The sequence below is a fragment of the Arthrobacter sp. Y3221160 genome, from assembly GCF_059092585.1.
The window spans coordinates 24967-38570 of record NZ_JBNHHU010000002.1 but is presented as its reverse complement, the minus strand read 5'-3'; the positions used below and the strand labels follow the sequence as shown (position 1 = coordinate 38570).

General features: G+C 67.9%; 15 protein-coding genes. 12 read left to right on the top strand and 3 right to left on the bottom strand.

Annotated elements, in window-relative coordinates; all coding sequences use genetic code 11:
• Positions 1-921: a diaminopimelate epimerase gene (gene dapF, locus AC5RWG_RS13185; protein ID WP_494158032.1), complete on the top strand. Its 921-nt coding sequence runs from the start codon at positions 1-3 to the stop codon at positions 919-921.
• A 10-nt stretch (positions 922-931) separates the two neighbouring features.
• Here dapF and AC5RWG_RS13180 read toward each other — a convergent pair whose 3' ends face one another.
• A complete protein-coding gene (locus AC5RWG_RS13180) occupies positions 932-1543 on the bottom strand; it encodes a class I SAM-dependent methyltransferase (protein ID WP_494102421.1) in 612 nt (203 codons plus the stop codon).
• A gap of 432 nt (positions 1544-1975) precedes the next feature.
• On the opposite strand from AC5RWG_RS13180, the gene hflX reads away from it, so the two are divergent.
• Positions 1976-3517, top strand: a complete 1542-nt coding sequence (gene hflX, locus AC5RWG_RS13175; protein ID WP_494002393.1) for a GTPase HflX — start codon at positions 1976-1978, stop codon at positions 3515-3517.
• Positions 3510-5549: an ATP-dependent DNA helicase gene (locus tag AC5RWG_RS13170; protein WP_494101471.1), complete on the top strand. Its 2040-nt coding sequence runs from the start codon at positions 3510-3512 to the stop codon at positions 5547-5549. Before hflX ends, AC5RWG_RS13170 begins: the two co-directional genes overlap by 8 nt.
• A gap of 111 nt (positions 5550-5660) precedes the next feature.
• On the opposite strand, the gene lexA is transcribed toward AC5RWG_RS13170, so the two are convergent.
• Positions 5661-6410 (bottom strand): transcriptional repressor LexA, encoded by a 750-nt coding sequence (lexA, locus tag AC5RWG_RS13165; RefSeq protein WP_493977762.1) that lies wholly within the window; start codon positions 6408-6410, stop codon positions 5661-5663.
• 296 nt (positions 6411-6706) lie between these two features.
• Here lexA and AC5RWG_RS13160 point away from each other — a divergent pair, with 296 nt between their 5' ends.
• The 7 genes from AC5RWG_RS13160 (at position 6707) to AC5RWG_RS13130 (ending at position 11363) form a co-directional block, all read left to right on the top strand.
• Positions 6707-7060, top strand: coding sequence for a LysM peptidoglycan-binding domain-containing protein (locus tag AC5RWG_RS13160; RefSeq protein WP_494014162.1), 354 nt, complete (start codon positions 6707-6709; stop codon positions 7058-7060).
• 72 nt (positions 7061-7132) lie between these two features.
• On the top strand, positions 7133-8242 hold the full coding sequence (locus AC5RWG_RS13155; RefSeq protein ID WP_494101472.1) for a histidinol-phosphate transaminase: 1110 nt from the start codon (positions 7133-7135) through the stop codon (positions 8240-8242).
• A 54-nt stretch (positions 8243-8296) separates the two neighbouring features.
• On the top strand, positions 8297-8914 hold the full coding sequence (gene hisB, locus AC5RWG_RS13150; protein ID WP_494002389.1) for an imidazoleglycerol-phosphate dehydratase HisB: 618 nt from the start codon (positions 8297-8299) through the stop codon (positions 8912-8914).
• Complete coding sequence (gene hisH, locus AC5RWG_RS13145; RefSeq protein WP_494002388.1) at positions 8911-9552, top strand: imidazole glycerol phosphate synthase subunit HisH; 642 nt, start codon at positions 8911-8913, stop codon at positions 9550-9552. The genes hisB and hisH overlap by 4 nt, the downstream gene beginning before the upstream one ends.
• A gap of 2 nt (positions 9553-9554) precedes the next feature.
• The gene (locus tag AC5RWG_RS13140; RefSeq protein WP_494002387.1) at positions 9555-9716 is read left to right on the top strand and encodes a hypothetical protein; all 162 of its coding nucleotides are present in this window, start codon (positions 9555-9557) and stop codon (positions 9714-9716) included.
• 48 nt (positions 9717-9764) lie between these two features.
• Positions 9765-10505, top strand: coding sequence for a bifunctional 1-(5-phosphoribosyl)-5-((5-phosphoribosylamino)methylideneamino)imidazole-4-carboxamide isomerase/phosphoribosylanthranilate isomerase PriA (priA, locus tag AC5RWG_RS13135; protein ID WP_494158015.1), 741 nt, complete (start codon positions 9765-9767; stop codon positions 10503-10505).
• A gap of 9 nt (positions 10506-10514) precedes the next feature.
• A complete protein-coding gene (locus AC5RWG_RS13130) occupies positions 10515-11363 on the top strand; it encodes an SseB family protein (RefSeq protein WP_494002385.1) in 849 nt (282 codons plus the stop codon).
• Between the two features lie 101 nt (positions 11364-11464).
• On the opposite strand, the gene AC5RWG_RS13125 is transcribed toward AC5RWG_RS13130, so the two are convergent.
• Positions 11465-11884, bottom strand: coding sequence for a DUF1844 domain-containing protein (locus AC5RWG_RS13125; protein ID WP_494002384.1), 420 nt, complete (start codon positions 11882-11884; stop codon positions 11465-11467).
• Between the two features lie 339 nt (positions 11885-12223).
• Here AC5RWG_RS13125 and infC point away from each other — a divergent pair, with 339 nt between their 5' ends.
• Positions 12224-13252 (top strand): translation initiation factor IF-3, encoded by a 1029-nt coding sequence (gene infC, locus AC5RWG_RS13120; protein ID WP_494050278.1) that lies wholly within the window; start codon positions 12224-12226, stop codon positions 13250-13252.
• Between the two features lie 145 nt (positions 13253-13397).
• The gene (gene rpmI / locus AC5RWG_RS13115) at positions 13398-13592 is read left to right on the top strand and encodes a 50S ribosomal protein L35 (protein WP_493977772.1); all 195 of its coding nucleotides are present in this window, start codon (positions 13398-13400) and stop codon (positions 13590-13592) included.
• The last annotated feature ends 12 nt before the right edge of the window (positions 13593-13604 follow it).

Sequence of the window (13604 nt, the reverse complement as noted above, 5' to 3'; positions counted from 1 at the left end):
ATGCCTGATCATCTGTCGGCCCTCGCCGGGCTGCCCTTTGCCAAGGGACACGGCACCGGCAACGACTTTGTGCTCATTGCCGATCCCGACGGGGCCAAGCGCCTCGGGGCCGAGGAGGTCGCCGGCCTCTGCCACCGCCACCTCGGCATCGGCGCCGACGGGCTCATCCGTGCGGTCCGGTCCCGGCACCTGCCCGAGGGCCGCGAGCTGCTGGAGAGCGCGCCGGAGGCCGAGTGGTTCATGGACTACTACAACGCCGACGGCTCGACCTCGGAAATGTGCGGCAACGGGGTCCGCGTCTTCGTGCACTTTCTGCTGGCCGAAGGACTCGTCCAGTTGCCGGCCGGTGAGTCGCTGACCATCGGGACCCGGGCGGGAACCAAAACGGTCAGCCGGTCAGCCAACGGCTACGCCGTGGACATGGGGCCGTGGGAGTTCATCTATCCGGCGGAGGCTGCCGCCAGGGCGATGGATTCGACGGTCACCGCAGGCGGCCTCCAGGTGCCGCGGCCGGCACTGTCGGTGAGTCTGGGGAACCCGCACACCGTGGTCGCCCTCGCCGGGCTCGAAGAACTGGCCGCCACCGAGTTGTTCCACGCGCCGGCGGTGGACCCGGTCCCGGAGAACGGAACGAACGTTGAGTTTGTCGTGCCGGCGGAACCCCTCGTCGCCGACGGCGCCGGGCACATCAGTATGCGCGTGCACGAGCGCGGGGTGGGGGAGACCCAGTCCTGCGGGACCGGCGCCTGCGCTGCCGCCGCCGCCATCCGCTACTGGGCGGGTGCGGGCGCACCCGACGACTGGCAGGTAGGAGTGCCGGGCGGCGTTGTCCGGGTCCGGTTCATCCCTGCGGCCGACGGGCGGGAACATGTGGAGCTGAGCGGCCCCGCCGTGCTCGTGTCCCGAGGCGTGGTGGCCTGACCGAAGCGGCTCAGCCGGCCCGCCGTACGCAGAGCACCCGGAACGTCTTTGCGGTGCTTTCCCGGCTGACCGCGTAGTCCGACGGCAGTTCGGCCGCGAGCCAGCGCTGCAGCGAGTCCGATCCCAGGTTCTTCTGGACGACCAGCCAGGCGGTGCCCCCGGGTGCGAGGCGGGGCAGCCACATCAGCAACAGTGCGTGAAGCTCGCTCTTGCCGATCCGAATCGGAGGATTGGACCAGATGGTGTGGAACTGCAGGGCCGGGTCAACGTCTTCCGGGCGGCAGGCACGGACGTTGGCCAGCCCCAGCGACGCGGCGTTGTCGTTGGTCAGTGCGATGCTGCGTTCATTGACATCCACGGCCAGCACCGTGGCATCGGGGGACTTCAGCCCCATGGTGAGCGCGAGCGGTCCCCACCCGCAGCCGACGTCGAGCAGGTTGCCTTCCGGAGCAGGTGGCGGGACCTCGTCCAAAAGCACCGCCGTGCCCTTGTCGAGGCCGTCCGGACTGAAGATGCCTCCGGCTGTTTGCAGCTGCCGCATGCGGCCATCCAGCTCGACGGCGAGGGTGCGACGAACCTCGGGATTGCCTGGTTGCGCGCTGAAGTAGTGCTCTGTTCCCATAATCGGCCAGATTAGTGCGCCGACCGCGGAATCGGTATCTAGGCCCACCTAAGCAACGTCGGCTCTGATACCGTGGGAGGCATGAAAAAGCTGTGATTGCGCCGTAACCTGCTGTCTCCGCTCGTAGCCGGACAGCGCGTGCCGATGGTTGAGGCCTTGACCTCCCCGGCCGCCGGGCAATCACCGTTCCCGAAGGCTCACTCGAGTCCCTTCTGATTCGGTGCCGCAGCCGCCGCAAGGGCTGCGGCGGTCCCCGGCACCCGCTGCTTGCCCTGCCGCCCGGCCGGGCGGCAGCCCCGCCTTTCCCGCCCGGCAGCGCCCGGGCCCATGCCAGGAGGACTTTTGGCGAATCATCCACAAACTGCATCTTCGGGCTCTGCCGGCCGCATCCCGGAGGACTACGATAAGACCACGGACATTTCGAAGGAGAGCATGACCACCAACCACCCCCAGCCGACACCGGAACCGGAAATGACGCCTGACGAAATCCAGGCGGTCATCGACCGTATCCTTGCCCGCGACACCGCGGCGCGCGGCAAACAGGGCGTCGGCGGCAGAGCCCAGGCACTCTCCGAACTTGATGCCGAGCATTCCGAATTCGACGGCGACCAGCAGGACCTCGCGGAACGCCGCGCCCTGCGGCGCGTAGCCGGCCTGTCCACCGAGCTTGAGGACGTCACCGAGGTTGAGTACCGGCAGCTGCGCCTGGAGCGCGTTGTCCTCGCCGGTCTCTGGACCGAAGGCACGGCCGACGACGCCGACAATTCCTTGCGGGAGCTGGCAGCGCTGGCGGAGACAGCCGGCTCCGAGGTGCTGGACGGTATTGTCCAGCGCCGGTTGAAGCCGGATCCGGGGACTTTCCTGGGCTCCGGCAAGGCCCAGGAACTGCGCGACATTGTGATGTCCACCGGCGCCGACACGGTCATTGTCGACGGCGAGCTGTCGCCGTCGCAGCGCCGCGGTTTGGAAGACATCGTGAAGGTCAAGGTCATTGACCGCACCGCGCTCATCCTGGATATTTTCGCGCAGCATGCCAAGAGCCGCGAAGGCAAGGCCCAGGTAGAGCTGGCCCAGCTTGAGTATCTGCTGCCCAGGCTCCGAGGCTGGGGCGAGTCCATGTCCCGGCAGGCCGGCGGCCGGGTGGGGGCGGCCGGCGGCGGCATTGGTTCCCGCGGGCCCGGTGAGACGAAGATCGAGCTGGACCGCCGGCGCATCCGTACCCGGATGGCGAAGCTGCGCCGGGAGATCACCGGCATGAAGCCCGCACGGGAAACCAAGCGCGCCAACCGCCGCCGCAATGCCGTGCCGTCGGTGGCAATCGCCGGCTACACCAATGCCGGCAAGTCATCGCTGCTCAACCGCCTGACCGATGCGGGTGTGCTGGTCGAGAACGCGCTCTTCGCCACCTTGGATCCGACCGTCCGCCGGGCGGAAACACCGGACGGTATCGGTTACACGCTCGCCGACACGGTAGGGTTCGTCCGGTCGTTGCCGACGCAGCTGGTGGAAGCCTTCCGCTCCACCCTGGAGGAGGTTGCCGACGCCGACGTCATCCTGCACGTCGTCGACGTCTCGCATCCCGACCCGGAGGGCCAGATCGCCGCCGTGCGCGAGGTGCTGACCGAAATCGAAGCACGGCATATTCCGGAAATCGTCGTCTTGAACAAGGCCGATGCCGCCGATCCGTTCGTGGTCGAGCGACTGCGCCAGCGTGAACCGCGGCACGTCGTGGTCTCGGCGCGGACCGGGCAGGGCATCGATGAGCTGCTTCGGCTCGTCAGCGAGACGATCCCGCGGCCGAGTGTGAAGCTGCAGCTGCTGGTGCCCTACGACCGCGGCGAAGTGATTAGCCGCCTGCACAACGAAGACGCCGAGATCCTCTCCATGGAGCATGGCGGGGACGGCACGCGGCTCGACGTGATGGTGCGCGAGGGCCTGGCATCGGAGCTGGAACAGTTCCTGCGGCATGACTGACCTCCAGGTTCCCGCCGGTGAGGCGCTGCGGCTGCTTGACGTCGCCGTACAGGAGATGGGCGGGCAGCACCGTGCCGGCCAGCACGAGATGGCGGCGAAAGTAGCCGAGGCCTTCGAGCGCCGGCAACACCTGCTGGTGCAGGCGGGCACAGGCACCGGCAAGTCGCTGGCCTACTTGGTGCCGCTCATGGTCCAGGCGCTGGAGGGGGAGAAGCCGGCGATCGTCTCCACCGCAACGTTGGCGCTGCAATCGCAGATCGTCAAGCGGGATCTGCCCCGGCTGTTGGAGGCCGTCGCCGACGAGCTGCCCAGGCCGCTGGACGTCGCTTTGCTCAAGGGCAGGAACAATTACCTCTGCCTGCACAAGCTCGCGGGCGGCTTTCCGGACGAGGACGCGCCGGCGGCACTGTTCAGCCTCGGCGAGGACGCGGTTCCGCATCCTGCTCCGGCCGGCGCAGCGTCGGCTTCCGGCGCCTCGGGCGCGCTGGGCAAGGAAGTCGTGCGCCTGCGCGAGTGGGCGCAGGAGACCGACACCGGGGATCGGGATGAACTGGTGCCCGGTGTCAGCGACCGGGCCTGGCGGCAGGTCTCCGTCGGGTCCATGGAGTGCCTGGGCGCCCAGAAGTGTCCCCTGGCCGCCGAGTGCTTCAGCGAACTGGCACGGGGCCGCGCGGCAGAGGCAGACATCGTGATCACGAACCACGCCATGCTGGCCATCAACGCCTTCGAGGGCGTCGCGGTACTCCCGGACTATGACGTGGTGGTCATCGACGAGGCCCATGAGCTGCAGGACCGCGTCACCAGCGCCGTCGCGGGGCAACTCTCCGCCGCCATGGTGCGTACCGCCGCCTCGACGGCGCGCAAACACACGGGGATCAGCGTGGAGCCTTTGAACTCCGCCGCCGACGCGCTGGAGGACGTCCTGCAGTCGGTGCCCACCGGCCTGCTGGCGGCCGGCCTCCGCGAGGAGCATGAGCTGGTTCTCGCGCAGGTACGGGAAGCGGCCCGCGCGGCGCTCTCCGACTCCAAGCCCGAGGGTGCGGGGGCAGCGGACGGCGGACGGCAGATGGCGCGCTCACGGCTCGCGGCCGTGCTGGAACTGGCCGAACGGCTGCTGTCCGCTCCGGACTCCCGGGAGGTCATCTGGGCGACCCGTCCCAGCACCTATGGCGAAACCGGCGACTACGCCGCCAATGACGACCAGCCGGCAACGTTGAACATAGCGCCGCTCTCGGTGGCGTCCCGGCTGCGTGAGGGCTTGTTCGACGACCATACCGTTGTGCTGACATCGGCGACGTTGTCGGTCGGGGGGACCTTCGATGCCGTCGCCGGGTCGCTCGGACTGCTCGGAGCCGGCGCGCCCGCCTATTCCAGCGTGGACGTGGGCAGCCCCTTCGATTACCCCAGGCAGGGCGTGCTCTACGTGGCGTCGCATCTGCCGAAGCCGGGCCGGGGCACCAGCCCGGAACAGCTCGATGAACTCGAGGAGCTGCTGCTGGCCTCGCGCGGCGGCGCCCTGGGCCTGTTCTCCTCGCGGCGTGCGGCAGAAGAAGCCGCGGCCGAGATGCGCGGGCGCACCGACCTGACCATCCTGTGCCAGGGCGAATCGTCGATGGGCGCGCTGGTCCGCCAATTCGCCGAAGAGCCCGACACCTGCCTGTTCGGCACCATGACGCTCTGGCAGGGCGTCGACGTTCCCGGTTCCGCGTGCCGGCTCGTGGTCATCGACCGGATTCCGTTCCCCCGGCCGGATGACCCGCTCACGACTGCCCGAACCCGGTCCGTGGCGCAGTCCGGGGGAAACGGTTTCATGACGGTCTCGGCGACCCATGCGGCCGTGCGGCTGGCCCAGGGAGCCGGCAGGCTGATCCGCGCGTCAAACGACCGTGGAGTGGTGGCCGTGTTGGACTCCCGGCTGGCGACGGCGCGCTACGGGAGTTTCCTCCGCAGCGCCCTGCCGCCCTTCTGGAGTACCAAGGACGGCGCCACGGCCCGCCAGGTCTTGGAAAGGCTGGCTACGGCCTCAGCCTGAACGGGTTGGGGGCACGCCCGTTCCGGAGCGAGCGGGGCCCTGCGCGGGGACCGCCCGTGCGGGCAGGGGATCCCGGGGTGGCTGCAGCGCGGACCGGGGAGACCGGGCGCGTCAGAGGGCCCGCATCACCGAGACAACCTTGCCCATGATGGTTGCGTGGTCGCCAAGAATCGGTTCGTACTGGGTATTCTGCGGCAACAGCCAGGTGTGGCCGTCGCGCTGCCGGAAGGTCTTGACCGTTGCTTCGTCGTCGAGCAGCGCCGCCACGATGTCGCCGTTCTCGGCCGTGTGCTGCTGGCGGACCACGACCCAGTCGCCGTCACAGATGGCCGCATCGATCATGGAATCGCCCGAGACCCTGAGCATGAACAACTCGCCGTGTCCCACCAGTTGCCGCGGCAGGGGCATGACGTCCTCGACCGCCTGGTCCGCCAGGATCGGCCCGCCCGCTGCGATCCTTCCCACCAGCGGCACCATCGCCGTGTCGGATGACGTGGTCAGCTCGGATACGGCGACGCCGCTGGAGCTGCGCAGCTGTTGCGGTTCATCGACTCCGACGATTTCCACACCCCCGTGCTCGAGTGTCAGCGGGGTCAGGATTTCCATGGCACGGGGACGCTTGGGGTCGCGCCTGATGTAGCCCATCTTCTCCAGTTGGGCCAACTGGTGCGTGACGCTGGACAGGCTTGCCAGACCGACCGTGTCACCGATCTCGCGCATGGACGGAGGGTATCCGTGGGACATGACGGAGCGCTGGATGGTTTCCAGGATCTTCTTCTGCCTCGGCGTCAGGCTGCGCCCCACTTTGACGGGCCGGCCGCGTCGCTTCGCTCCGGCAGTGGTGGTGGTCTCTTCCGACATGTCCGGCCCCGGTCTCCCCGTAGTGGTCCCTGCGCCGGCGCCGTAGCGGAACCGCACATGGACTGTTGTCTCAACTGTTTTGTCGGTGGCGGCTGATGCACTGCTCTTACTGCCGCCCGACGCTTACAACGCTAGGCGAGGCGGTAGCGAATTTCAAACATTTGTTCGACTGAGTCTCGACAATGTTCGATCACCAGTGCTAAAACTGTAGAAGACGTATTCGAAGATACGTTCGAATACCGTTGCAAGACGATCGAAACCAGCCGAAATAGATCGAATATCGGAAAGGTGGCACCATGTCCGCCCAGCTCGCACCGCAGCCCGCCGGCCTTCGTACCAGCACAGGCCTGCGGCTGACCCGCCGCGGCCGTTTGTTGCTGATCGGCCTGCCGCTGATGCTCGCCGCGGCCGCAGCCCTGACCCTGATCGGTTTCTTCACTGCTCCGGCAATGGCCGCCGCCGGGGGGCTGGGGCCGGGGCCGGCGGCGACCGTCACGGTCGGCAGCGGCCAGTCACTGTGGGACATAGCAGTGCAGTCCGCGCCGGACCGCAACCCCCACGATGTCATTTTCGAGATCGCGCAATTGAACGGCCTGCAGGGGGACATCGTCCACGCCGGGCAGCAGCTGCTGGTCCCGTCCGCGCGCTGAGGCAGCCGTAATATGAGCTGCTTCGGCCCGCCCGATTCCTGCCCCGGGCGGGCCGAAGCTTAAACTGGACCGGTGAGTGAGCAGTTAGAACGCCTGAACCGCCTGCCGTTGCGGGAAAATCTCCGGGGCCTGGAGCCCTATGGTGCGCCCCAGCTGGAGGTTCCCGTCCTCCTGAACGTCAACGAAAACACCCATGGCCTGCCCGATGCTGTCCGTCAGGCCATCGTCTCGGCCGTCAGCGAGGCTGCCGCGGGTCTGAACCGGTATCCGGATCGCGAGTTCACGAAGTTGAGGACGGCGCTGGCCCGCTACTTGGGGCACGGCCTCACCGCAGAGAACATTTGGGCCGCCAACGGATCGAACGAGGTCCTGCAGCAAATCCTCCAGGCCTTCGGCGGCCCCGGCCGCACCCTGCTGAGCTTCCCGCCCACCTATTCCATGTACCCGCTGCTGGCCAGCGGGACGGACACGGATTATGTGGCCGTTCCGCGGGGGGCAGACTTCACGTTGTCCCCGGACGCTGCCGCCGCCGCCGTGGCCGACTCCGGGGCAAACGTGGTCGTTCTTTGCTCCCCGAACAACCCGACGGGCACCGCCCTGGGTCTTGAGGTCGTGGAGGCGGCGTATGAAGCGGGGGAGGCCTCCAAGGCCATCGTGATCGTGGACGAGGCCTACGCCGAGTTCGCCCACGCCGGAACGCCGAGCGCGCTGACGCTGTTGCCGGGACGGGAGCGGCTCATCGTTTCCCGCACCATGAGCAAGGCCTTCGCGCTGGCAGGCGCCAGGGTCGGGTACCTCGCCGCCGCACCGCAGATTACCGATGCGCTGCGCCTGGTCCGCCTGCCCTACCACCTGTCCGCCGTCACGCAGGCAACGGCCCTGGCCGCCTTGGAACACGCCGATGCGCTGCTGGCCAACGTCGAAGACATCAAGGCGCAGCGGGACCGCATTGTCGACGGGCTGGCCGAGCTGGGACTCGACCCGGCGCCGTCCGACTCAAACTTCGTGTTTTTCGGCGGGTTGGAGGACCCCCGCTCGGTGTGGCAGGGACTGCTGGAAGCCGGCGTTCTGATCCGCGACGTCGGGATCCCGGGCCATCTGCGGGTAACCGCCGGCACTGAGGCCGAGACCACAGCCTTCCTCGACGGCATCAAGGCCCTCGTGGCGAGCCCCGTCTCCTAAACTAGTAAGAGCGAACCGGCTCGCGCCGGTCGACCAATTCGTCAAAGGACTCCCATGACCGTGGAAACCACCACCGGACGTACCGCACGCCTCGAACGCATTACCAGCGAGTCGTCCGTGCTGGTTGAACTGGACCTCGACGGCACCGGCCGTTCCGAGATCAGCACCACCGTGCCGTTCTACGACCACATGCTCACCGCCCTGGCGAAGCACTCGCTCGTCGACCTGACGGTGAAGGCCAGCGGGGACACGCACATCGACGCGCACCACACCGTCGAAGATGTCGCCATCACCATCGGCGACGCGCTGAAGGAAGCGCTGGGCAATAAAGCCGGGATCCGCCGTTTCGGCGAAGCCACGGTGCCCCTGGACGAGGCGCTGGCCCACGCCGTCGTGGACATCTCCGGCCGGCCCTACCTGGTGCACACGGGAGAACCGGCAGGCCAGGAGTACCACTTGATCGGCGGACATTTCACCGGATCGCTGACCCGCCACGTGTTCGAATCGATCACACTGCACGCCCAGATCTGCCTGCACATGCGCGTGCTGGGCGGCAGGGACCCCCACCACATCGTCGAGGCCCAGTTCAAGGCCTTCGCCCGGGCACTCCGCGCCGCCGTCGAAGCCGATCCACGTGTCGAGGGCATTCCCTCGACGAAGGGAGCCCTGTGACGGCTGCGCCCAAGGTCACCGTACTGGACTACGGTTCCGGGAACGTCCGCTCGGCAGTCCGCGCGCTGGAGCACGTGGGTGCCGACGTCACGCTGAGCCATGCCTCCGACGACGTCCTCGACGCAGACGGCCTGCTGGTTCCCGGCGTCGGCGCCTTCGCCACGGTCATGCAGGGGCTCAAGTCCGTGGACGCGCTTCGCTGGATCGGGCGCCGGGTGGCCGGCGGCCGGCCCGTGCTGGGAATCTGCGTCGGCCTGCAGGTCATGTTCGAAGAAGGCGTGGAACATGGCGTCCGCACGCAGGGCGTCGGGGAATGGCCGGGAACCGTGGAAGCGCTGCCGGCGGAGGTCGTGCCCCACATGGGGTGGAACACCGTGGACGCCGCAGAGGGCAGCCGGCTGTTTGCCGGGATCGAAGACGAGCGCTTCTACTTTGTGCACTCCTACGGTGTGCAGCACTGGAACTTCGACGTCACCCAACCCGCGATGACGCCGCCGCTGGTGACCTGGTCCACGCACGGCGCCCCGTTCATAGCGGCCGTCGAAAACGGTCCGCTGAGTGCTACCCAGTTCCATCCGGAAAAGTCCGGAGACGCCGGCGCGGAGCTGCTGCGCAACTGGTTGAAGACGCTGAGGTAGCCATGGGCAGCATCCTCCTGATGGGCCTGGCCGGGCTGCTGGCCGGCGGCGCCATCTCGTTCCGGCAGCAGCGGCTGCCCAAGTGGTTGGTGATCGTCTTCTGGATCCTGGCCGGCCTGTCGCTGCTGGCTGCCTACTTGCTCACCCTCGGACCGGCCGAGTAACCACACCCATCCCGCGCCCGCTGACGGCGCGCAGAAAGCGGAAGAACCATGACGAACCAAACCTCCATCCTTGAACTTTTGCCCGCGGTCGACGTTGCCGACGGCCAGGCCGTCCGGCTGGTCCAAGGCGAAGCCGGCAGCGAGACCGGCTACGGGGATCCGCTGGAGGCTGCGCTGGCGTGGCAGAACGACGGGGCGGAATGGGTGCACTTGGTGGACCTCGATGCGGCGTTCGGCCGGGGCAACAATACGGAAGTGCTGCGCCGCGTCGCCGACGAGCTGAAAATCAAGGTGGAGCTGTCCGGCGGCATCCGCGACGACGCGTCATTGGAGCGCGCGCTTGAATTCGGGGCCGCGCGTGTCAACCTGGGCACCGCCGCGCTGGAAAACCCGGAATGGACAGCACACGCCATTGCCCGGCACGGTGACGCCATCGCCGTCGGCCTCGATGTCCGCGGCACCACGCTCGCGGCCCGCGGCTGGACGCAGGATGGCGGCGACCTCTGGGAGGTGCTGGCCCGCCTCGAAGACGCCGGCTGCTCGAGGTACGTGGTCACCGATGTGACCAAGGACGGGACGCTGCGCGGACCCAACGTGGATCTGCTCCGGCAGATGTGCGAGCGGACCGACAAGCCGGTGGTTGCCTCGGGCGGAATCTCCAGCCTGGATGACCTGCGGACGCTGCGCGGCCTGGTTCCGGCCGGAGTCGAGGGAGCGATTGTGGGCAAGGCACTGTACGCGGGCAAGTTCACGCTGCCCGAAGCCCTCGATGTGGCGGGACGGCGCTGAGGGACCAGCATGGGCAAGAAGCAACTGCCCGCCCATATCGCCGCCGCGCTGGCGGGAGCCGGCGGGGCGGGGGACTCGGCCGGCCAAAGCTGGGCCGGACGGGACCTGAGCGGTGAAGGAAACCCGCTCCACCAGTTCGACCACGATGACGGCAGCGCGGATCCCGGCTACGAGGCGGCGCTGCAATGGCTTGCCGCCGGAACCGGCGGCGAAGCGGAAGTAGTGGCTGCCCTGGCGAACGCCCGCGTTTTCGTGCCCATCGTGGCGACGCTGGGAGAAGAGGCCGAGGGCAGCCACGGCCTGACAGCGGATAAACAGGCCGACATGGCCGTGGTGACGTTGCAGGCGCCGGATGGGCGCCGGGCGCTGCCGGTGTTCAGTAACACGGCCGCCCTGGAAGCCTGGCATCCCCAGGCCCGGCCGGTCGCCGTGGAGGCGCCGCGGGCGGCCTTGGCGGCCGTGTCCGAAGACGCCGAACTGATGGTTATGGATCCGGGCGCCGCCCTGACGTTCGTTGTCCGGCGGCCGGCAGTGTGGGCGTTGGCCAAACAGCACGAGTGGGTGCCCTCCTACCGCGATCCGGCGCTCTTGGAGTGGGTGGCCGAGGCCACGGGCGGCGAGGAGGCGGTTATGGCCTCGTTCGTGGAGCCCGGGACCGGGATCGCGGTCCGGGCGGCAGATGGAGCCGTGGTGGCCGGCGGCGGCCACGGCCCGGAGCTGCGCCTGGTCCTGCAGGTGCGGGACGGGCTGGGGCGCGAGGAGTTGGGCGCCCTGGCGGGACGGATCCAACAGCGGCTCCAGTCCCGGCAAGAGTTTGCCGAACGGGTTGATTCGCTGGAGCTGAAGTTCACCCGCTGAACCCCGCCGGCGAACGCCGCAACCAGAAGCGCAAAGACAAAGGACGACGCCGGTGCGTGGCTCCGGCGTCGTCCTTGTTCAGTTCTGGGAGCCCGGGCCGGTCAGTTGACCGGACCCGTGAACTTCTCGCCCGGGCCCTTGCCCGGATCGTCCTGGATGACCGATGCTTCGCGGAAGGCGAGCTGCAGGGACCGGAGGCCATCGCGCAACGGGCCGGCATGCTGGCTGCCGATTTCCGGCGCGGCAGCGGTGACGAACCCCGCCAAGGCGGTGATCAGCTTGCGGGCTTCGTCCAGGTCCTTGAGCTCTTCGGCGTCGTCTCCGGCGGCCAGGCCGCACTTAACCGCGGCGGCGCTCATCAGATGGACTGCCGCGGTGGTGATGACTTCCACGGCCGGTACTTCGGCGATGTCGCGCATCTGGCCCAGGACTTCCTGTTCCTGGCTGGAGGCAGGACCGGCGTCGGGCGCGAAGCTGTGGCGGTGGCCGTCGGTCTGCGGATTGTTATCTGAGCTGCTCATACTGGTAAGCTTGTCACAGACCAATTGGATCCCGTTACTTATGTGCCTCACAGCACGTGCGGAGCAGGATCCGATCTGCAAGCGGAGTCCTCTCCCACCCGTCGGTATGGCTAGCCAGAGCTGCCGGGTCCAGGTCGGCAGGCTGTAGCCGGAAACCCTCGCGTGAGGTGCCCGGGCCAGCCGGTGGAACCCTAGCTTGTTTCCGCCTGCCGCCACTTCGAGGCCTTCGATTGCGTTTGCAATGGGGGGCCTTCTTTCATTGCAAGCGGCAGCCGATATTAGTGACAGGAGCCACACATTAGCGAGCCAAGAATCAATGATCGTATCCGCGTTCCCGAGGTGCGGTTAGTCGGACCGAACGGCGAACAGGTTGGGATCGTCCGTATTGAGGATGCCCTGCGCCTGGCCACGGAATCGGATCTTGACCTGGTTGAGGTCGCACCGCAGGCAAAGCCTCCGGTGTGCAAGCTTATGGATTTTGGCAAGTACAAGTACGAGGCTGCGGTCAAGGCCCGTGAGGCGCGCAAGAACCAGACGAACACTGTGCTCAAGGAGATCCGGTTCCGCCTGAAGATCGACAAGCACGACTACGAGACCAAGCGCGGCCACGCGCTGCGGTTCCTCGCAGCCGGCGACAAGGTCAAGGCCATGATCCAGTTCCGCGGCCGCGAACAGCAGCGCCCCGAAATGGGCATCCGCCTTCTCCAGAAGTTCGCCGAGGACGTCGCCGAGGTCGGCGTGATCGAATCGACTCCCCGCATTGACGGCCGCAACATGGTCATGGTGATCGGCCCGACCAAGAACAAGGCCGAAGCCAAGGCGGAAGCCCGCAGGGCCGCGCAGAAGGCCGACGCGAAGGCAACGAACGAGGCCAAGAAGCAGAAGGTGGACACCTCCGCCGATCAGGACCCGCTGACGCAGAGCCTGGGCGACCTTATGCCGGAAGGCCTTGCCGCAATGGCAAACCAGCCGGAGGAAACCGCCGAAGCACCTGCGCCGGCCGATGCCTCGCCTGCGGTTGAGGTTGAGGTTGTGCCCGAGGCCGAGCCCGCGGAGCAGCCGGAAGCCGAGGCTGCGGTTGCGGCCGAGCCCGAGGTTGAGGTCGAGGCCACGCCTGCGGTCGAGCCGGAAGCCGAGGCCAAGCCGGCCGCCCAGGCCAAGCCGGCCGCCCAGGCGAAGCCAGCGGCTCAGGTGAAGCCTGCCGCGCAGGCTAAGCCGGCGGCCGAGGCCAAGCCATCGGTTCCGGCGAAGCCCGCGGCGCCCGCCACAGAGGCCAAGCCCGCGGCACCCAAGCCCGCCGCCCGGCCCAAGCCGGCAGCGCGGCCTGCAGCACCCAAACCTGCTGGCCGGTCCGGTTCCAAGAACTAAGACCGTACAGAGAGCATCCGGCAACCGCCGGGCACGGTTCAGTGCCCGGTGCCGGTAGACAAGTAAACCGCCGGTGCCCGTTTTGCGGCACCGCACGAGCCGACGGTCGGCAGCGACCCGAGGAGACGTAAGGAGAACGGCAGCCATGCCGAAGCAGAAGACCCACAGCGGCGCCAAGAAGCGCTTCAAGCTCACCGGCAGCGGCAAGCTCAAGCGCCAGCAGGCCAACCGCCGCCACTACCTGGAGCACAAGCCTTCCACGCTGACCCGACGCCTTGCCAGTGACAAGATCGTTGCTCCGGCCGACGTGCGCAACATCAAGAAGATGCTCGGCATCTGATTTTCTCCCCTC

Excerpts from the sequence above, each read along its gene's own strand:
- AC5RWG_RS13170 (WP_494101471.1), top strand. The coding sequence starts at position 3,510 with ATGACTGACCTCCAGGTTCCCGCCGGTGAGGCGCTGCGGCTGCTTGAC.
- lexA (WP_493977762.1), bottom strand. The coding sequence starts at position 6,410 with ATGTCGGAAGAGACCACCACCACTGCCGGAGCGAAGCGACGCGGCCGG.
- AC5RWG_RS13180 (WP_494102421.1), bottom strand. The coding sequence starts at position 1,543 with ATGGGAACAGAGCACTACTTCAGCGCGCAACCAGGCAATCCCGAGGTT.
- priA (WP_494158015.1), top strand. The coding sequence starts at position 9,765 with ATGACGAACCAAACCTCCATCCTTGAACTTTTGCCCGCGGTCGACGTT.
- AC5RWG_RS13130 (WP_494002385.1), top strand. The coding sequence starts at position 10,515 with ATGGGCAAGAAGCAACTGCCCGCCCATATCGCCGCCGCGCTGGCGGGA.
- AC5RWG_RS13140 (WP_494002387.1), top strand. The coding sequence starts at position 9,555 with ATGGGCAGCATCCTCCTGATGGGCCTGGCCGGGCTGCTGGCCGGCGGC.
- dapF (WP_494158032.1), top strand. The coding sequence starts at position 1 with ATGCCTGATCATCTGTCGGCCCTCGCCGGGCTGCCCTTTGCCAAGGGA.
- hisB (WP_494002389.1), top strand. The coding sequence starts at position 8,297 with ATGACCGTGGAAACCACCACCGGACGTACCGCACGCCTCGAACGCATT.
- AC5RWG_RS13160 (WP_494014162.1), top strand. The coding sequence starts at position 6,707 with ATGTCCGCCCAGCTCGCACCGCAGCCCGCCGGCCTTCGTACCAGCACA.
- rpmI (WP_493977772.1), top strand. The coding sequence starts at position 13,398 with ATGCCGAAGCAGAAGACCCACAGCGGCGCCAAGAAGCGCTTCAAGCTC.
- hflX (WP_494002393.1), top strand. The coding sequence starts at position 1,976 with ATGACCACCAACCACCCCCAGCCGACACCGGAACCGGAAATGACGCCT.
- AC5RWG_RS13125 (WP_494002384.1), bottom strand. The coding sequence starts at position 11,884 with ATGAGCAGCTCAGATAACAATCCGCAGACCGACGGCCACCGCCACAGC.